The sequence below is a fragment of the Komagataeibacter sp. NFXK3 genome, assembly GCF_054182245.1.
Window position 1 is genome coordinate 217360 of sequence record NZ_JAPIVJ010000002.1, and the last position, 19404, is coordinate 236763.

Annotated in this window: 16 protein-coding genes; 10 read left to right on the forward strand and 6 right to left on the reverse strand. The window is 64.7% G+C overall.

Features of this window, described 5'->3' with window-relative positions:
* The first annotated feature begins 1 nt into the window (after position 1).
* From rplQ to OQZ28_RS03230, 6 genes are all read left to right on the forward strand, one after another.
* Complete coding sequence (gene rplQ / locus OQZ28_RS03205) at positions 2–427, forward strand: 50S ribosomal protein L17 (protein WP_061271359.1); 426 nt, start codon at positions 2–4, stop codon at positions 425–427.
* A 265-nt stretch (positions 428–692) separates the two neighbouring features.
* Complete coding sequence (locus tag OQZ28_RS03210) at positions 693–1736, forward strand: ABC transporter substrate-binding protein (protein WP_458135122.1); 1044 nt, start codon at positions 693–695, stop codon at positions 1734–1736.
* A complete protein-coding gene (locus tag OQZ28_RS03215; RefSeq protein WP_458135123.1) occupies positions 1733–2497 on the forward strand; it encodes an ABC transporter permease in 765 nt (254 codons plus the stop codon). Before OQZ28_RS03210 ends, OQZ28_RS03215 begins: the two co-directional genes overlap by 4 nt.
* Positions 2498–2502: 5 nt before the next feature.
* Entirely contained in the window at positions 2503–3312 is an 810-nt protein-coding gene (locus OQZ28_RS03220; protein ID WP_458135124.1) for an ABC transporter ATP-binding protein, read from the forward strand.
* A 99-nt stretch (positions 3313–3411) separates the two neighbouring features.
* Positions 3412–3672, forward strand: a complete 261-nt coding sequence (locus tag OQZ28_RS03225; protein WP_458135125.1) for a hypothetical protein — start codon at positions 3412–3414, stop codon at positions 3670–3672.
* A 61-nt stretch (positions 3673–3733) separates the two neighbouring features.
* A complete protein-coding gene (locus OQZ28_RS03230; protein ID WP_130730308.1) occupies positions 3734–3910 on the forward strand; it encodes a DUF1328 domain-containing protein in 177 nt (58 codons plus the stop codon).
* A 62-nt stretch (positions 3911–3972) separates the two neighbouring features.
* Here OQZ28_RS03230 and OQZ28_RS03235 read toward each other — a convergent pair whose 3' ends face one another.
* The 5 genes from OQZ28_RS03235 to OQZ28_RS03255 all read right to left on the reverse strand — a co-directional run bounded on the left by OQZ28_RS03235 (position 3973) and on the right by OQZ28_RS03255 (position 14860).
* Positions 3973–5529 (reverse strand): efflux transporter outer membrane subunit, encoded by a 1557-nt coding sequence (locus OQZ28_RS03235; protein ID WP_458135126.1) that lies wholly within the window; start codon positions 5527–5529, stop codon positions 3973–3975.
* Positions 5530–5534: 5 nt separating this feature from the next.
* On the reverse strand, positions 5535–8834 hold the full coding sequence (locus OQZ28_RS03240; protein WP_458135127.1) for an efflux RND transporter permease subunit: 3300 nt from the start codon (positions 8832–8834) through the stop codon (positions 5535–5537).
* Positions 8831–12010 carry an efflux RND transporter permease subunit gene (locus OQZ28_RS03245; RefSeq protein ID WP_458135128.1) on the reverse strand — a complete coding sequence of 1060 codons (3180 nt, stop codon included), beginning with the start codon at positions 12008–12010 and terminating at the stop codon, positions 8831–8833. The genes OQZ28_RS03240 and OQZ28_RS03245 overlap by 4 nt, the downstream gene beginning before the upstream one ends.
* 63 nt (positions 12011–12073) lie before the next feature.
* Positions 12074–13291, reverse strand: coding sequence for an efflux RND transporter periplasmic adaptor subunit (locus tag OQZ28_RS03250; protein WP_130730305.1), 1218 nt, complete (start codon positions 13289–13291; stop codon positions 12074–12076).
* A 180-nt stretch (positions 13292–13471) separates the two neighbouring features.
* Positions 13472–14860 carry an MFS transporter gene (locus OQZ28_RS03255; RefSeq protein ID WP_130730419.1) on the reverse strand — a complete coding sequence of 463 codons (1389 nt, stop codon included), beginning with the start codon at positions 14858–14860 and terminating at the stop codon, positions 13472–13474.
* Positions 14861–15038: 178 nt separating this feature from the next.
* Between OQZ28_RS03255 and OQZ28_RS03260 the strand changes: the two genes are divergently transcribed.
* The 4 genes from OQZ28_RS03260 to OQZ28_RS03275 all read left to right on the forward strand — a co-directional run bounded on the left by OQZ28_RS03260 (position 15039) and on the right by OQZ28_RS03275 (position 18558).
* On the forward strand, positions 15039–15341 hold the full coding sequence (locus OQZ28_RS03260) for a CsbD family protein (RefSeq protein WP_130730418.1): 303 nt from the start codon (positions 15039–15041) through the stop codon (positions 15339–15341).
* A 155-nt stretch (positions 15342–15496) separates the two neighbouring features.
* Complete coding sequence (locus OQZ28_RS03265) at positions 15497–16150, forward strand: ribonuclease HII (RefSeq protein WP_458135129.1); 654 nt, start codon at positions 15497–15499, stop codon at positions 16148–16150.
* A gap of 7 nt (positions 16151–16157) precedes the next feature.
* Positions 16158–17261, forward strand: a complete 1104-nt coding sequence (locus tag OQZ28_RS03270; protein ID WP_130730303.1) for a site-specific DNA-methyltransferase — start codon at positions 16158–16160, stop codon at positions 17259–17261.
* Positions 17262–17283: 22 nt separating this feature from the next.
* Positions 17284–18558, forward strand: a complete 1275-nt coding sequence (locus tag OQZ28_RS03275; RefSeq protein ID WP_458135130.1) for a DNA adenine methylase — start codon at positions 17284–17286, stop codon at positions 18556–18558.
* A gap of 20 nt (positions 18559–18578) precedes the next feature.
* Here the strand turns inward: OQZ28_RS03275 and OQZ28_RS03280 are convergent, their stop codons facing one another.
* Positions 18579–19175, reverse strand: coding sequence for an ankyrin repeat domain-containing protein (locus tag OQZ28_RS03280; protein ID WP_130730301.1), 597 nt, complete (start codon positions 19173–19175; stop codon positions 18579–18581).
* Positions 19176–19404 lie beyond the last annotated feature (229 nt).

Here is a 19404-nt window from a genome sequence, read left to right on the forward strand (position 1 = left end):
CATGCGTCACGGTGTTGCCGGCCGTAAGCTCGGCGTTACCTCGTCCCATCGACAGGCCATGTTTCGCAACATGGCTGTCGCCCTGATCAAGCACGAACAGATCACCACCACGCTGCCCAAGGCGAAGGAACTCCGCCCGGTCGTGGAGAAGCTGATCACCCTTGGCAAGCGCGGCGATCTGCATGCCCGCCGCCAGGCTTTCGCCCAGCTGCGTGACGACAAGATCGTGTCCAAGCTGTTTGCTGCCGTGGCTGACCGCTACAAGGCGCGTTCGGGTGGTTACACCCGCGTGCTGCGTGCGGGCATGCGCCATGGCGATGCGGCCGACATGGCCGTGATCGAACTGGTTGACCGCGATGTGTCGGCCAAGGGCCAGGACAGCGGTCCGCGCCCCGAGGCCGCCACGGAAGAAAACCTGGCAGCCTGAGGAACCCCGTTCCTTCAAGGAAACCCGGCTTTATGCCGGGTTTTTTTGTGCCCGGATCCTAATTAATCTTTTTAATCGTTATATAGATATACAGGCGTAATTGCGTATATTATTGATTAATACGCTTGGGGGCTGTTTATAAGGCTTCGAATAACGTCGTCTGTTTTGAAAACAGGCGGCAGGCGGCACCTGTTATCCACCGGGTGTTTACAAAAAATCTCTTACCAGCAGGGTTTTGCCTGCGCGGCAGGATAGGGCGCAAGACATGGCAGCAAGGGTTTGGGGGCATTTGTTACGGTGCGGGCTTTACGCCATGGCCAGCGTGATGATGCTGTGCGGCACGGTGCAGGCGGCTCCCGTGCGGGTGGGCTATATTCCCGTCATCGGTTCGGCGCCGCTTTTTGTCATGCAGGGCACAAACTGGGGGCATGATGCGGGCATGGACCTGCAGCTTGTGCGTTTCCAGTCTGGGCCGCAGGCCATACAGGCGCTGATATCGGGCAAGATTGATGCCTATGTGGCTGGCGTGTTGCCGCTGTTGCAGGCCCGCGCGCATGGGGCGGATGTCAAGGTGGTGGCCAGTGCCGCGACGGAGGAACTCGAGGTCGTGGCCCGTGGGGACCTGGCAACGGGCCTGCCCGAGCAGCCTGCAACGCTCACCCCCGACGCACTGCGCCAGCGCCTGGCTGATTTTGCGGCCAAGGATGGCCACAAGCCCAAGATTGCCGCCCAGCCCCTGGGCTCGGTGCCTGATACGCTGCTGCGTTACTGGCTGAAGGCGGGCAACGGGCTCGACCCGGCGCAGGTGGCGGATATTGTCGGCATTGATATTGATGCCGCCCAGCAGGCTTTTCTGGCGGGCGCGGTTGATGGTGCGATCCTGCGCGAACCGGCGCTGACCATCATCCGCCATCGCCTGCCCGCGACACGGGTGCTGGCCTCGGGTCATGACCTCATGCCCGGCCAGCCGGGCTCGGTGCTGGCCATTGTCAATGAAGACGCGCCCGACCGGGCCGCGTGGAAGACGGCATTTGTCAGCGCTTTCGTCAAGGCCACGCAGCTTCTGGCCACCGATCCCGAGCAGGCAGCGCCTTACGTGCAGCAGGCGCTGGGCGGGGGCATGCTGCCCAAGGCGATTATTGTCGAGGCGCTGAAGGCCTCGGCGGGCGGATATGTGTCCGATCCCGAGCGGATCGTGGCGGCCGTGGGCAAGCTGCAGGATTTCGAGGTTGAAAGTGGCCTGTTGCGCAAGGCCGAGCCGGTGGCTGACCTGTTTGACCTTGAAACCTACCGGCAGGTCCGGCCATGAGTCAGGCCCGCGCCCGCCTTCTGCGCCCCGCTCTCGGGCTTGCGGGGCTGGCCGTGCTGTTTGGCGTATGGGAAGCGGCGGTGCGCGGGGGGTGGATCCAGTCCGGCTTCCTGCCAGCGCCCTCCAGCCTCGGCCCGGCATGGCTTGATGAGGTGCGCAGCGGGGCATGGGTGCAGGCCATCCGCGACAGCCTGACCCACTACCTGACAGGCCTCGTGGCGGGCTCGGTCACGGGCACGCTGGTGGGGCTGCTGTGCGGAGCGCTGCCGGTGCTCGACGGGCTGCTCTCGGGCATCGTGCGCGTGCTGCGCCCCATTCCGGGTCTGGCGTGGGTGCCGTTTGCCATATTGTGGTTCGGGCTGAACACAGCGGGGGCCACGTTCATCATCGCCATCTCGGTCTTCTGGATCAATTTTTACGCCGCCTATGGCGCGGTGCGCGCGATCGACCCGGACCTGTATGAGGTTGCCGCCGCCTTCGGCCATGGCGGCTTCTGGGCGCGGTTGCGCACGGTGGTGCTGCCTGCGGCAAGCCCGGGCGTGCTTGATGGGCTGCGCACGGGCATCGGGCAGGCCTGGATGTCGGTCGTGGCGGCGGAACTGTTTGGCGTGCCGGGCATCGGCGCGCGGATGATGCAGGCCTCAAGCCTGCTCGCAACCGATCTGGTGGTGGTCTACATGCTCACCATGGCGCTGCTCTATGCGGTGACCGACATGCTGTTCATGCTGGTGCGGCGCAGGCTGCTGGGCTGGCAGGGATGAACACGATGGCAATACGCGAGACAGACCCCGCCAGCGCGGCGGAAGTCGTGGTGCGGCTTGAGAATATCGGCCTGTCGCACGATCACGGGCACAGTTTCATCCTGCGCCATGTCGATCTTGAAATCCGGGCCGGTGAGTTCATGGCGCTGCTTGGCCCCTCGGGCGTGGGCAAGTCCACGCTGCTGCGCGTCATCATGGGGCTTGTGCAGCCCAGCGAGGGGCAGGTGACCCTGCAATCGCGCCCGGCCCAGGCGCATCGGCCCGCCGCCATGGTGTTTCAGGATGCCAAGCTCATGCCATGGCGCAGCGTGCGGCGTAATGTGGAACTCGGGCTTGAGGGGCTGGGGCTGAACCGCGCCGAGCGGCACGAACGCGCCATGGCAGCCCTTGAACTGGTGGGGCTGGCCGACAGGGCGGCACGGTGGCCACGCCAGCTTTCGGGCGGACAGCGCCAGCGTGTGGGGGTTGCGCGCGCGCTGACGGTGGAACCCGACCTGCTGCTGATGGATGAACCCTTTGGCGCGCTCGATGCCATTACACGCGCCAGCCTGCAGCGCGAACTGCTCGACATCCATGCCCGCCGGCAGGGCACGGTGCTGTTCGTGACCCATGACCTTGACGAGGCCCTGCTGCTGGCGGACCGGATCATCATCCTGCAGGGCCAGCCGGCGGGGGTGAAGGGCGACTTCATGGTGGGGCCACGCCCGCATGAGGGCGCGGCCGTGCAGGCCATGGCCGAGCGGATGAAGCGACTCATTGCTGGTGAACCCGACCCCGGCGCGGATGCGGCCTATTGGCAGGCATCGGAGATATGATAAGTCTCGGCACTCACCCTGCCTGGCGCAGGTGGGCATGAAGGCATGGGGGCAGGGCGGTCGGGCCTGCGCCCCTGGCAAGCATAGGGAAGACAGACCATGACAAATCCCCCCAATCTTGAAGAGCATCTCGAAGAAGGCATCGGCCGCCTCCAGGATGGGCTGGATGGTTTTGTTGGTGATTCCGGCATGCCGCTGTCAGCCCGCATGCAGGGTGCGGGCGGCGCAGCCCAGCAGGGCATGGGCGAGATCTGCGACAGCCTGCGTGACGTGACCGCCGACCGCCCGCTCATGGCGCTGCTCGGTGCCTCTTTTCTCGGCTTTCTCGTAACCGCGTTCCTGCGCCGCAGGCGCGGCTGAGGCAACATATGCCATGCTGCCGCGTTGAATGGGGCATGACTGATTTGCAAGGAAATAAGCCATGCTGAAACTGGCGCTGTTTTTTCTTATTGTCTCGCTGGTGGCCGGCGTGTTCGGCTTCAGTGGCATTTCCGCCGTTTCGGCAGGGATGGCGAAGATTCTGTTCTTCATCGCCATTGCGTGCTTCGTGATCGTGGTGCTGCTGGTGCTGTTCTCGGCCAACACGTTATTCCGGTAGCAACCTGCTGGCCCTTAGGCAAAAACCCCCTGCGCCACGTGGTGCAGGGGGTTTTTTCATGCCTATTTGTTGGTGTCCTTCTGGATGAAGGAGGGCAGGAGCGGGTTGTCCTTTTGCAGCGAGTGCTTGCTGGGCAGGCGGGAGGTATCCCATCCGCCGCCAAGGGCCTGCACCAGGCTCACGCTATCGACCATGCGCTGCTGCTGGATTCCAAGCAGCGTCTCGGCATCGCTCAGGGCCGAGTTCTCGTTGGTGATGACGGTAGTATAGATCGCGGTGCCGGCCTGGTACTGGTTGAGCGAGACCTCGACCGTGCGGTTGGCAAGGTCGAGCGCCTTCTGCTGCTGGCGGCTCTGCTCGGCCAGGATGCGCAGGTTCGAGAGCTGATCTTCCGTGTTCTGCAGGGCTGTCAGCACGGTCTGGCGGTAGGTGGCCACCGCGCTGTCATACTGGGCGTTGGCCTCATGCACGGCGGCCGTGCGCGATCCGCCTTCAAACAGCACTTCGGTGGCGGAAGCGCCAAGCGACCACACCCGGTTCAAAGCCTGCATCAGCGAGGTCACCGGGTCGCCGCCGCTCTGTGAATAGCTGGCATTGATGGTGATGTCGGGGAAGAAGGCGGCCATGTCCGCGCCAATCATGGCGTTGTATTCCTCCATCGTGCGCTCGGCGGCGGCAATGTCGGGGCGGCGTTGCAGCAGGTCGGCTGGCACGCTGACCGGAATGGGCGGCACGGTGCGCGACAGTTCCGCCGGAGCGATCGTGACATCGGCGGGCGGCTTGCCCACCAGCACGGCAATGGCGTGCTCATACTGCGCGCGGTTGATGCCCGCCTGCACCAGCGAGGCCCGGTTCTGCTCCAGCGTGGTGCGGGCCTGCAGCACGGCGGTCGGGTCCGCCGTGCCCGCCTCGAACTGGTTCTGGGTGATCTGCAGCGCCTGCTCATTGAAGTGGACATAGCGTTGCAAAAGGTCGGTCAGGCTGTCCTGGTAGCGCAGGTTGAAATAGGCCGTGGCCAGCTGCGCCTGATAGGACAGCGTGGCGTTGGCCAGGTCGGCCGCACTCGCCTGCGCCGCCGTCACCTGCTCCTGCACCTGCCGGCGGATCTTGCCCCAGATGTCGAGATCCCAGCTGGCGCTGGGGCCGATATCATAGGTGTTATAGGTCGAGCCCTCCTTGGCGTAATTGCTGCCGGAGGAGGAAAGAGACCCCGCCCCATGCCCCGCGCGGTTGAAGCCAAGGCTGCCGCTGATGGTGGGGAAAAGCTGGGCGCGCACGCTGTCGATCATGGCGCGTGCGTTACGGTAATTGGCCTCGTACTGCTTCACGTTCTGGTTCGAGATCGCAACCTGCGCCTCCAGTGCGTTCAGCACGGGGTCGTTATAGATTGTCCACCAGTCATGCTTGGGCAGTTCCGCAAGCTTGGGGTTGGCGGCTTCCCAGCCAGGTTCGGGCCGCAATTCCTTGAAATGGGCCGAGACGATGGCGGCGGGCCGATGGTATTTCGGCCCGATCATGCACCCGCTCAGGGCCGCGAGCGGCACAAGGGCCAAGGCAAGACGCAGGCGGCGGCCGGGCGCATGGCTGGCACGGATGGGGGATGGCGAGGGACGTGTCATCCGGTTCAGGAATCCTGCTGGTGGGAAAGACGATGGCGTCGGGACAGCCGTCCATACAGCCGGTTGAAAAAGCCGCGGCAGGCTGCCCCCATATGGTCGAGATAGAGGTAGACAACCGGCGTGGTATAAAGCGTGAGCGCCTGGCTGACGAGCAGCCCCCCCACGATGGCGATGCCCAGCGGGCGGCGCAGCTCCGAGCCGTAGCCATGGCCGAAGATGAGCGGCAGCGCGCCCAGGGCTGCGGCGAACGTGGTCATCATGATCGGGCGGAAGCGCAGCAGGCAGGCGGTGCGGATGGCCTCAAGCGCGCTATGCCCCTCATCACGCTCGGCGGTGATGGCGAAATCGACCAGCATGATGGCGTTTTTCTTCACGATGCCGATCAGCAGGATCACCCCGATCATGGCAATCAGCGAGAACGCCTCCCCAAAGAACTGCAGCGCCAGCAGCGCGCCCACCCCGGCCGAGGGCAGGGTGGAGAGAATGGTCAGCGGGTGCACGTAGCTTTCATACAGGATGCCCAGCACCATGTACACCGCAGCCAGGGCGGCGAGGATGAGCAGCGGCTCGTTATTGACCGATTTCTGGAACTGCGCGGCATTGCCCGCAAACGCGCCCTGTATATTGTCGGGCATGTGCAGGCGCACCATTTCCTCATTGATGATCTGCACCGCCTGGCTGAGCGAGACGCCATTGCTCAGGTTGAACGAGACCGTGCTCGAGACCGTCTGCCCGTCATGGTTGATGCTGAGCGCGGTCTTGGTGGGCTTGAGGGTGGAGACCAGCGTGAGCGGCACCATGGCTTCCGAACTGGTGGAAACCGCCGAACCGGTCGAGGCGCTGTTGCCGCCCGCCAGTTTGTTGGCCACCTGGTTGCGGAAGGATTCAGCACTGAGCTGCGAGGCGGTGGTGCCCGTATCGGTCTTGACGCGGATGGTGTTGGACTGCGTGCCACCGCCCGCCGTGCCACCCGCCACACTCACCCAGACCTGCTTGAGCGTGGTCGGGTCCGCCCAGAAGCGGGGCTCGACCTCCATCACCACGCGGTACTGGTTCAGCGCGTTATAGATGACCGAGGCCGAGCGCTGGCCATACGCATCATACAGCGTGTTCGACACGAGCTGCGGCGTGATGTTGAGGCGGCTTGCGGTGTCGCGGTCGATCTGCACGTCAAGCGCCGAGCCGCCCTGCAGCACGTCCGATGAAATATCGGACAGCTCATGATGCTTCTGCAACGCCGAGACCAGCAGCGGCGTCCATTTGTACAGATCTTTCGAGGAATCGGAATGCAGCGAATACTGGTAGGCCGCATTGCTCTGCCGCCCGCCAATGCGCAGCTGCCCGGGTGCGGAGGCATAGAATGTCGCCCCCACCATGTTGCGCAGCCGGTGCGAGATGCGCGCAATGGTCTGGGCGGGGGTGTCGTTGCGCTCCGACTTGTCCTTGAGGGTTACGAACATGTTGGCCTGGTTGGAACTGCCGCGCCCGCCCATGAAGCCCATGACATGCGCCACGTCCCGATCCGCCATGATGGCGGACTGCACGGTATGGACCTGCGACTGCATGGCCTGGAACGAAATCGACTGGTCGCCCATCAGGTGGCCCATCAGCATGCCGGTATCCGATTCAGGGAACAGGCTCTTGGGCATCTTGATGAACAGGCCAACCATGATGGCAATGGTGACGGGCAGCGACAGGATGGTGATGCGGCGGTGCGTGATCGCCCATTCCAGCGAGTGCGCATAGCCCTGCTGGGCCGCATTCAGCCCGCTTTCCAGCCACAGGCCGATGCGCCCGAACACACCGCCGCCCGCGGTGGGTTTTTCGTACTGCCTGAGCAGGCGCGAGGTCATCATGGGGGTGAGCGAGAGCGACAGCACCATGGAGATGACGATGGTCAGCGACATCGTCATGGCGAATTCATGGAACAGGCGCCCCGCCACCCCGCTGAGCAGCAGGATGGGCAGGAACACCGCAATCAGCGACATCGTGATCGACAGCACCGTGAACGCCACCTCGCGCGTGCCGAGCAGGGTGGCCTGCAGCCGGTCCATGCCCGCCTCCATGTGGCGGCTGATGTTCTCCACCACCACGATGGCGTCATCCACCACGAAGCCGGTGGAAATGGTCAGCGCCATGAGCGAGAGGTTGTCGATCGAATAGCCCATCAGCTTCATCGCGCCGAAGGTGGTGATGATGGAAGTCGGCACGACAATGGCGGGGATGATGGTGATGCGCGGCGAGCGCAGGAACAGAAGCACCACCAGCACCACGAGCACGACCGACAGCACCAGCGTGAACTGCGTGTCGGCCAGGGCCGCGCGGATGGTGGTGGAGCGGTCCATGAAGTTGCCAAGGTCCACATCCGCGGGCAATGCCGCCCGCAGCATGGGGATCTGCGCGCGGATCTGGTCATTGGTGTTGATGATGTTGGCCCCGGCCTGCGCGAAGATGATGGCCAGCACGCCGGACTTGCCATCCACGTAGCCCGCGTTGCGCACGTCCTCCACGCTGTCATGCACGTAGGCCACGTCCTCGAGCCGCACGGGGCGGCTGTCATGGTAGGCCACGATCAGGTCGCGATAGGCCTGGGCGTTATGCGCCTGGTCGTTGGTGGACAGCACGAAGCGGTTGTCGCCCTGGTCGATGAAGCCCTTGGGCGTATGCGCGTTGGCCGAGGCGAGGGCGGCGCGGATATCTTCAAACCCGATGCCGAATTTGTACAGCGCCAGCGGGTTCATCTCCACCCGCACGGCAGGCAGCGAGCTGCCACCGATCTCGACCTGGCCCACGCCCTGAATCTGCGAGAGGTGCTGCTGCAGCACGTTCGAGGCCAGGTCGTAAAGCTGCGGCGGCGTGCGCGTGCGCGAGGTCAGCGCCAGGATCATGACCGGCGCGCCGTTGGGGTTGGCCTTGAAGTAGCTTGGGTTCTGCCGCAGCGAGGAGGGCAGGTCGGCATGGGCGGCCTGAAGGGCGGCCTCCACGTCGCGTGCGGCGCCGTTGATGTCGCGGTCAAGCGAGAACTGCAGCGTGATCCGCGCCTGGTTGGCAGATGACTGCGAGGTCATTTCCGTCAGGTCGGCAATGGCGCCAAGGTGCCGCTCGAGCGGGGCGGCCACCGAGCTTGCAATTTCCTCGGGCGAGCCACCGGCCTGCTGCGCCTGCACCTGTATGACCGGAAAGTCCACATTGGGCATGTCCGCCACCGGCAGGGTGGTGTAGCCGATCACGCCGCCCAGGATCAGCGCCACCGTCAGCAATACGGTGGCGACCGGCCTGCGCACGAAGATGGCAAGCGGGTTCATGCAGAAGCCTGCGGGCCGGGCTGGCCACCGTCAGGCCCGGCCTCATCCGTCGTGCCAAAGCGGCGGGCCAGCTTCTGGCTGATCCCGTCCATGAGCAGGTAGATGACCGGGGTGGTGAACAGCGTGAGCAGCTGGCTCACCGCAAGCCCGCCCACGATGGCAATGCCCAGCGGGCGGCGCAGCTCCGAGCCGGTGCCGGTGCCCAGCATCATCGGCACGGCGCCCAGCATGGCGGCCAGCGTGGTCATGAGGATGGGGCGGAAGCGCAGCAGCGCGGCGTGGCGGATGGAGTGCAGCGGCGTCATGCCCTCCACCCGCTCGGCCTCAAGCGCGAAGTCGATCATCATGATGGCGTTTTTCTTGACGATGCCGATCAGCAGCACCAGCCCGATGATGCCCATCACATCCAGCCCCGATCCCGTCAGCCACAGCGCCAGCAGCGCGCCGATGCCAGCCGAGGGCAGGGTGGAGAGGATGGTGATGGGGTGGACAAAGCTCTCATACAGGATGCCCAGCACGATATAGACCGCAACCAGGGCCGCCAGCACCAGCCAGGCCTCGTTTGACAGCGAACTGCGGAAGGCCGCCGCCGTGCCCTGGAACGAGGTCTGGAAGCTCGAGGGCAGGTGGATGTCCTTCTCCGCGCGCTCGATCGCATCCGTCGCATCGCCCAGCGCGTAGCCGGGCCTTACGTTGAACGAGACGGTCGTGGCCGGGAACTGCCCCACATGCGTGATCAATAGCGGCGCGGTATCCTGCGTTACCGTGGTGACGGAGGAGAGCGGCACCAGCCCCGAGGTGGGCGAGCGGGTGGGGCCGGACGTGCTCTCGCCCGCATTGCCGCTGATGCCCGGCAGGTAGATCTGGCTCAGCGAGCCCATGTCCTGCTGGAAGCTGGGCGTTGCCTCGAGGATCACGCGGTACTGGTTGGACTGGGTGAAGATGGTCGAGATCTGGCGCTGGCCAAAACTGTCATACAGCACGTTGTCGATGGTCTGCGGCGTGATCGAGTAGCGCGCGCCCGTGGTGCGGTCGAGGTCGACATGCGCCACGAGACCTGCCGCCTGCAGGTCCGATGTCACGTCGGACAGGGCTTTTTCCTGCTGCAGGCGGGCGATGAATTTCGGCACCCAGGTGGTGAACTGGTTGTAGTCGGGGTTTTCGAGCAGGAACTGGTACTGCGTGGCCGCGACCGAGGTGTCGAGCGAGAGATCCTGCACCGGCTGCACGTACAGTTCGGCCCCCGGTATGTCGGCGGTCTCGGCGCGCAGGCGGGTTGCGACCTGCTGCGCGGTGGATGAGCGCTTGTCCACCGGCTTGAGGTTGATGAGGAAGCGCCCCTGGTTGAGGGTGACGTTCTGCCCGTCCACCCCCACGAAGGAGGACAGGCTGGCCACGTCCTCATCTTGCAGGATCCGGTCGGCGAGTTCCTGCTGGTGGCGCTTCATGGCGCTGAACGAGGTGGACTGCGCCATGACCGATATGCCCTGGATCACGCCCGTGTCCTGCACGGGGAAGAACCCCTTGGGAATGATCACCGCCAGCACGCCGGTCAGCATCAGCGTTGCGCCAAACACGCCCAGCGTGAGCCTGCGGTGGCGCAGCACCACATCGAGCGCGCGGCCATAGCCCTCGATCGTGGCGACCGTCCAGCGCTCGATGGCGGCTGACCAGGCGGGTTCGGCATGCTTGGTGTCGTGCTCATGCAAAAGGCGGGCGCACATCATGGGCACCAGCGTGAGCGAGACCACGGCGGAAAGGATGATGGTGACCGCCAGCGTCATGGCGAATTCATGGAACAGGCGGCCCACCACGTCCCCCATGAACAGCAGCGGGATCAGCACCGCGATCAGCGATACGGTGAGAGAGATGATGGTGAACCCGATCTCGCCCGCGCCCTTCAGCGCCGCCTGCATGCGGGTGTCGCCCATCTCGATGTAGCGGGCGATGTTCTCGATCATGACGATGGCATCATCCACCACGAAGCCCGTGGCGATGGTGAGCGACATGAGCGAGAGGTTGTCGAGCGAGAAGCCGAACAGGTACATCACCGCCAGCGTGCCCACCAGCGACAGCGGCACCGACAGGCTGGGGATCAGCGTGGCCGGCACGTTGCGCAGGAACACGAAGATCACGCCCACGACCAGCACCAGCGCCAGGCCAAGCTCGAACTCCACATCCTCCACCGAGGCGCGGATGGTGGTGGTCCGGTCGGTAAGTGGCGTGATGGTGATGCCCGGCGGCAGGGATTCCTGCAGGCGGGGCAGGGCGTATTTGATGTTGTCCACCACCGAGATCACGTTGGCGCCCGGCTGGCGCTGCACGTTCATGACCAGGGCCGGCGTGCGGTTGGCCCAGGCGGCAAGCTCGGTGTTCTCGGGGCCGATCACCACGCTGGCCACGTCGCGGATGCGCACGGGGCCGTTGTTCTGGTAGGCGATGACCTGGTCAAGCAGCTGCTGCACCCCGGTGATCTGGCCATCGATGCGCAGCGTGGTCGCGCGCTTGGGGCCATCGAACGTGCCGGTGGGGGAGTTGATGTTCACATTGCCGATGGTGGTGCGCAGCGTATCGAGGTCAATGCCGAACGAGGTCAGCTTGGGGATGTTGACGCGCACGCGCAGCGCCTTGCGGTTGCCGCCTGAAAGCGTCACCAGCCCCACGCCCGAGATCTGGCTTATCTTCTCGGCCAGGCGGGTATCGACGTAATCCTCCACCTCCGTCAGCGGCATGGTCTTTGACGAGATGCCAAGGGTCACGACCGGCGTGTCGGCGGGGTTGACCTTGGCGTAGACCGGGGGGGCGGGCAGGTCGGTCGGCAGCAGGGAATTCGCCTGGTTGATCGCGGCCTGCACTTCCTGCTCGGCAATGTCCATGGTCATGGTCAGGCCAAAGCGCAGGGTAATGACCGATGCGCCGCCCGATGAGCGCGATGTCATCTGCTCCAGCCCCGACATCTCGCCCAGCTGTGTTTCAAGCGGGGCGGTGACGGAGGTGGCCATCACATCGGGGCTGGCGCCGGGGTAGAAGGTCTGCACCGTAATGGTGGGGTATTCCACATCCGGCAGGGCCGATACGGGCAGGAAGTGATAGCCCAGCAGCCCCGCCAGCAGGATGGCCAGCATGAGCAGCGTGGTCGCGACCGGACGGTGTATGAAAAGGCGGGAGGGATTCACGCGGCAATCTCCGGCAACGCGCAGGGCAGGTCAGGCAGGGGGGCGGGCAGGCGGGCGCGCACCCTATTCCTTGCCCTTCTGCGGGGCGGCGGTGCCGTCGGCAGCCTGGGGAATGCTGACCTTCACGCCATCACGCAGGTGGTCCACGCCATCGGTCACCACGCGCTCGCCTTCCTTCACGCCGTCCGTCACCACGGTCATGGTGTTGTTGGCATGGCCGGTCTTGACGTTGCGCACTTCCACCGTGCTGTCCGCCTTGACGACGTACACGAACTGGCCGTTGGGGCCATTTTGCAGCGCATTGGTGGGCACGAGCAGGGCATCATGGTCGGTGCTGACCAGCATGCGGGCGTTGACGAACTGGTTGGGGAACAGCTCTTCCTGGGAATTGGGGAAGATCGCGCGCATGCGCACCGTGCCGGTCGAGGTATCGATCTGGCTGTCAAGCACGCTGGCCTGGCCGGCTGCGATCTTGTTGAGGTTGGCGCTGTCCCATGCATCGACCTCGAGCGGTGTGCCTTCGCGCAGGCGGGTGGCCACGGGGCCGATATCGTTTTCGGGCACGGTGAAGATGACCGAGATCGGCTGCATCTGCGTCAGGATCACGAGGCCATTGGTCTGGCCTGCGGTGATGTAGTTGCCCATGTCCACTTCACGGATGCCAACGCGCCCGTCAACGGGGGCTACGATATGGCAGTAGGTGATCTGGAGTTTCTCGTTATCGACCAGCGCCTGGTCGGCCTTGACCGTGCCCTCGAGCTGCTCGACCTTGTACTGCTGGTCCTTGGCGGTCATGGCGGCAACGCTGTTCTGCTGGATCAGGCGCTGGTAGCGGGCGTTATCCACCTGGGCGGCCTTGAGCTGGGCCACGTCCTGCGCCAGCTGGCCTTCGTACTGCGCCAGCAGCACCTCATAGGGGCGGGTGTCGATCAGGGCCAGCAGGTCGCCCTTGTGCACATGCTGCCCCTCGGTAAAGAGCACCTGCATCAGGTAGCCATCAATGCGCGACTGCACGGTGACGTTGGTGATGGGCACCACCGTGCCCAGCTCCGTCAGCACCACGGGCATGTCGCCCCTGCTTACGGCGGTGACCGCCACCGGCTGGTCGCCGCTTGTGGCGTGCTTCTTGTGGGTGCCGGCATGGGGGCGCAGGAAAGCGACCGCAAGGACGACCGCCAGCGCCCCGCCCGCCAGGTAGAGCACGCGCCGCCCACGGCGCGGTCGGTCGGTCGGGGGCGTGGGTGTGGCGCTGGCGCGGGGCGGGGGGGGCGTTGTATCCATGCGGTCGGGTTTCTGCCTGCTTGCTGTCGGATGGGGGCCGCGTGAATAACCGGGCCATTATGAAAAAAGCGTAAGGTCGAACCTGGGATCGTCCCAGTATTAACATGGCGCGTGAATGGAATAAGTTAGTGAATGTAACATCCTGTGCGGCGGGTGGAAGGGCCAAAACCTCCTGATGTTTCATAACCGGTCCTTTTGTGCGGCGGTGTGGTCATGACCACTCACCGCCGACCCCGCACCGGGTGAAAGCCGCAGCAGGACGGGCAGTGCGATCGTGGCAACAAGACCGCACAGAATAAAGGTCAGGCGGTAGTCCTGCATCTGGAGCGAGGGCGGGAGCACCAGCCGCGCGGAGGTCAGGGTGCCTGCCGCAAAGCATATGCCCAGCGTGAGCATGACCTGCTGGGCGGTTGAATACAGGCTTGTCGCCGCCCCCATGCGTGCAGGCGGCATGTCGGCATAGGCTATGGTGTTGTAGCCGGTATAGACCATGGTCTGGCCCATGCCATGCATGGCCAGCAGCGCCAGTAGCGCGAGCATGCCCATGGCGGGGTTGTACAGGGCCAGCAGCAGGCACACGCCGGGCAGGGTCAGGCTGCTTGCGCACATGACCGCGCGGTAGCCCCGGGCGCGGTACAGCGCGGGTGTGGCAAAGCGCATGGCCAGCGCGCCCACGGGGGCGATGACGGTGATCAGCCCGCTCTGGGCGGCACTCGCGTCAAAGCGGGTCTGCAGCAGGGAGGGCAGGAGAAAGATGATGCCCCCGGTGGCGATGCGCGTGCATGCGCCCGCGATGACCGAGATGCGGAAGGTGCTCACCCGCAGCAGCGACAGGTCAAGCACCGGGTGCGCAACCCGCCGCGCGTGGCGGATATACGCCACGCTGCATACCAGTGGCAGCACGAGCAGGGCGCAGGCCACGATGCGGGCCGTGCCGGAATGGGTCAGCAGTTCCAGCCCGAAGATCAGCCCCGCCAGCCCCAGCGCGCACCACATGTTGCCCTTGAGGTCAAACGGAGGGGGATGGGGCATGCGCACCTGAGGAATGAACCGTCCGATCAGCCCGATGGCGATCAGCCCGAGTGGGATGTTGAGGTAGAACACCCACCGCCATGACAGTGCCGAGGTCAGCACGCCGCCCAGCACCGGGCCCGCCATGGGCCCGATGGTGGCGGTGAGCATGACCCATGCCATGACCGACATCAGCTCCGACTTGGGCACGTTCTGCAGGATCACGAGCCGCCCCACCGGCACCATCATCGCCCCGCCCAGCCCCTGCACCAGCCGTGCCAGCGCCAGCACGGGCAGGTTGGGCGCAAGCCCGCCCAGCAGCGAGCCGCCAAGGAACACGATAATGGCCCAGCGCAGCGTGACCCGGTTGCCAAACCGCTCGGCAATGCGCCCCGAGGCTGGGATCAGGGCCGCAAGCCCCAGCATGTAGACCGTAAGCGTGATGCTGGTCTGGGGAATATCGACATGGAAGTCCGTTGCCATGGCGGGCAGCGCCGTGGTCAGCGCCGTGCCATCGAGCTGTTCCATCATCATCAGGCTCGACACGATCAGCGCCATGAGCCTTGTGCGGCGGGGCGAAAGGGGAGGCATGTCGGTGCCGGGCGCGGGCTGTTCGGTTTGGGCTGTCGTCAAGGGCGGCATCATCATGCATGATAGTAGGGGGTACGGAACTGCAAGCGCCATCGTGGCGTTATGGGTCCACGCTACAGAACAGCGATATTACGGAGTGTGAATGATGTCGGAAGACAAGGCAAAAAACATCGAGACCAAGGCTGAAGGCATGGTTGATGAGGGCGTAGGTCGCCTGAAGGATGCCGCCGGCGGCCTTACGGGCAATGTGGGCATGCAGGCTGAAGGTAAGGTTGACCAGCTTTCGGGCATGGCGCGGCAGGAATTCGCCGATCTGTATGATGAAGGCGAAGGCAAGCTCGAGCGCGCCGTGACCTTCGTGCGTGAGCGCCCGCTGTTTTCCCTCGGTATCGCGGCGGTGCTCGGCACCATCATGGGGCTGATTTTCATCCCCCGCCGCAAGGGCTGATCACGGCTCGAGTCGTTTTTTTTCATTTTAAGGGACTCGATGAGTCCACAGCATCTTGCACAACCGTGCATAAAAATGGTTTCCATCCTTCCAGAACATGAATCTGGTGCGAATCGGGCCTGAACCCCGATTCGCACCATGACGGGAAGGACTGGATGCCGGATTACACGCTTGAGCACGCCCATGGGGGACGGGTCGCCGGTGTCGATGAAGTCGGTCGCGGCCCGCTGGCCGGTCCGGTCGTGGCGGCGGCGGTCATGTTCCTCTCGGGCGTGCCGGGCCATCTGGCTGACACGCTTGATGATTCAAAAAAGCTCAGGCCAAAGGTCCGCCAGCAGCTTTACGATACGCTGCACCAGACCCCCAATGTCCTGATCGGGGTGGGGGCGGCCTCCGTGGCCGAAATCGAACACCACAACATCCTGCGCGCCTCATGGATCGCCATGCAGCGTGCGGTCGGCCGCCTGCCCCAATGGCCCGAACTGGTCCTGGTCGATGGTAACGCCGCGCCCGATTTCGGGTGCCCGGCGCAATGCGTCGTGGGGGGCGATGCGATCAGCCTGTCCATCGCCGCGGCCTCGGTCGTGGCCAAGGTCGTGCGCGACCGGGCCATGGAGCGGCTGGCCCGGCGCTGGCCCGCCTATGGCTGGGAGCGCAATGCAGGCTACGGCACGCCCATACACCGCGCGGGGCTCATGGCCCACGGTGTCAGCCCCCACCACCGGGCGGCCTTCGGCACGGTGCGGCGCATCATGCAGGCTTCCGGTCCTTCTTCCTTACATTCAAGCGCGGAGCAGCCATCATGCTGAACAATTCATGAGCGGTGCGGTAATGATGGAATTGCCCCTTGACCAGGTGCTGCGCGGCGACTGCGTGGAGATGATGCGTACCCTGCCCGCGGGTTCGATCGACTGCGTGTTCGCCGATCCGCCATACAACCTCCAGCTCAAGGGCGAACTGCGCCGCCCCGATGACAGCGTGGTCGATGGCGTGGATGACGACTGGGACAAATTCGCCGACCTGCGGGCCTATGACGAATTCACCCGCGCCTGGCTGACCGAGGCGCGGCGCGTGCTGCGCAAGGATGGCACGATCTGGGTCATCGGCTCGTATCACAACATCTTCCGCATTGGGGCGATTTTGCAGGACCTCGGGTTCTGGATCCTCAATGATGTGATCTGGCGCAAGTCCAACCCCATGCCCAACTTCCGCGGGCGGCGCTTCACCAATGCGCATGAAACGCTGATCTGGGCGGCGCGCGGGCCGGACAGCCGCTACCGCTTCAACTACCAGGCCATGAAGGCGCTCAATGACGATGTGCAGATGCGCTCGGACTGGTACCTGCCGCTGTGCACCGGCGGCGAGCGGCTGCGCAACGAGCATGGCCTGAAGCTGCACCCCACCCAGAAGCCCGAAAGCCTGCTGCACCGCGTGCTCGTGGCCTCGACCAATGTGGATGACGTGGTGCTCGACCCCTTTACCGGCACCGGCACCACCACGGCCATGGCGCGCAGGCTGCGCCGCCGCTTTATCGGCATCGAGCGCCACCCTGATTATGCCGAGGCCGCGATCGGCCGTGCCCGGCGCGAAAAACCCGTGCCGCTTGACAGCGTGCTGACCACGCCCGCCCGGCGCGAAAGCCCGCGCGTGCCCTTTGGCGTGCTGGTCGAGCGCGGCATGGTGCCTGCTGGCACCGTGCTCATGGACCGGCAGAAGCGCGTGCGCGCCACCGTCTCGCCCGATGGCACGCTGGTCAGCGGGCGGCACCGGGGCTCCATTCACAAGATGGGTGCGACGCTGACCAATGCGCCCTCATGCAATGGCTGGACGTTCTGGTATTTCGAGCACGAGGGCGAACTGGTGCAACTCGATACGCTGCGCAGCGAGATCCGGGCGGAGCAGGCAGCCGTCGCATCCTGATGGCGGGGGAAGGCAGGGTGGCATGAACTGGCGCCCCGATCCTGATGGATCGCATGGCCTGCCCGGCATGGAATGGAGCCCGGGCCGCCATGCGGCACTGCTGACCGGGGAATACCTGTTCAGCCAGCTCATTCCCTATATCGGCAACAAGCGCAAGCTGCTCGGCCTGATCGCTCAGGCCATCGCGGCCACGGGCGAGGTGCCGCACCATACCGATTTCATCGACCTGTTCGCCGGCACCGGCGTGGTATCAAGGCTGGCCAAGCGGCTTGGCTTTCGCGTGCTGTGCAATGACTGGGAGCCTTATAGCGAACAGATCAACCGCTGTTATGTGGCCCAGTCGCGCGCGCCGGTCTTTCACGGCGGGCGTGATTACGGGCAGGTCATGGCGGAACTCAACGCCCTGCCGCCGCTCGAGGGCTGGATCACCCGGCACCTGTGCCCCGATGATGACGTGCATTACGACACCGCGCGTGACCGGATGTTCTACATGCGCAAGAACGGCATGCGCATCGACGCCATTCGCACCCAGATCGCCCGGTGGGAACATGATGGCCTGCTTGATGCAGGGCAGAAGGCCTGCCTGCTGGCCCCGCTGCTGTACAGCGCCAGCTACAACAGCAATACCAGCGGGCTGTTCAAGGGGTTTCATCACGGCTGGGGCGGGCGCACGGGCACGGCGCTGTATCGCATCGCCGCCGATCTTGCGCTGCGCCCGGCGGGCTTTATTGATAATGGGCACGAGCACAGGGTGCTGCGCATGGATGCCCACGCCCTGGCCGCCAATCTTGCGGGAGAGGTGGGCGAGGCCGCCATCGCCTATATCGATCCGCCTTACAACCAGCACCCCTACGGCGCCAATTACCACGTGCTCAACACCATCGCCCTGTGGGACAGCCCGCCCCTTGCCCCCAAGATTACCGGGCGCGACAAGGCGGCCATACGCCAGGACTGGCGCACCGAGCGGCGCAGCCCCTACAACCACCGCAGGCAGGCGCTTGCGGCCTACCGGCAGCTGCTATCGGTGCTCGATACGCGCTGGATCGCCACGAGCTACAGCACCGATGGCTTCATTGCGCTGAAAGATATGCTGCGGGCCAATTGCGAGCGGGGCGCGGTGCAGGTCTTTACCCGCCCCTACAAGCGCTACCGCGTCAGCCGCCAGCGCTATTCCGCCCGCCCCATGACGCTTGAATTCGTCGTGCTGACCAATACCCGCCGCCCGCCGCAACGCACGGCCGATGAGCTGTGGCACGAGATCATGACCCTTGAGGCCAGCCTGAACGGGGCGCCCTGAATCAGGCGGCCCCGCCTGGCCTAGCTGCCGCCAAAGCCAAGGAACCCGATCGAGGGGTCGGCATGTCCGCCCGAGGCATCATAGCGCCGGTCGGGCGAGGCGGTGGTCGAGGCATGTTTGGGCATGGTGAGCGGGGGGGTATCGTCCTCGCCGCTTTCAAGGTTGTTGGAGGCGAAATGCGGGTCGGCATCCGAGAAGGTGCGCATCGACAGCAGCAGGAAGGTGATGTCGTTACGGTTAAGGTCGATCGCCATGTCAAGCGGCGTCTGGCCAAGCTGGTTCTGGGCCGTCATGTCAGCGCCGCGGTTCAGGGCTTCCTTCGCCGCGCCAAGGCTGCCACGGTTGATGGCGTCGAACAGCGCATTGGTCGGGTTCATATCGGCATTGGCGTGGCCGTGCTCTTCCTCGCGCGATTCAGCGCCCGGCAGCGCGGCCGGCGGGGCTGCGGCCTTGGCCGCGCGGCGGGCCTCGGCCTTCTTGGCGGCATCGGCAGCCTCTGATTCGGCTTCAGCGTCTTCGGCATCCTGCGCATGCGCCATGTGCAGTGGCATGCACACGGCAGGAAGGCCCGCGAACAGGGCGGCGACAAGAAGATATATACCGGATCTGGAAATCATGTCCTGTCCCGAGAGTGAGCGTTCAGCCTGCCGCGCAACAGCCCTGCGCCGCCTGCCGGTTCTGCTGATTACCGCAAAATGATGGTGGATGCGATGATTAATCCACTTTCCCGCCATGGTGGCCAGAAAAGCCCGTCCGTTCAACAGCGTGCAATCATCAAGGCGTTCTGGGGCTATCTTTATTTAGAGACAGTCTAAAAACAACTCATTGATAAAAAATGATAAAAGT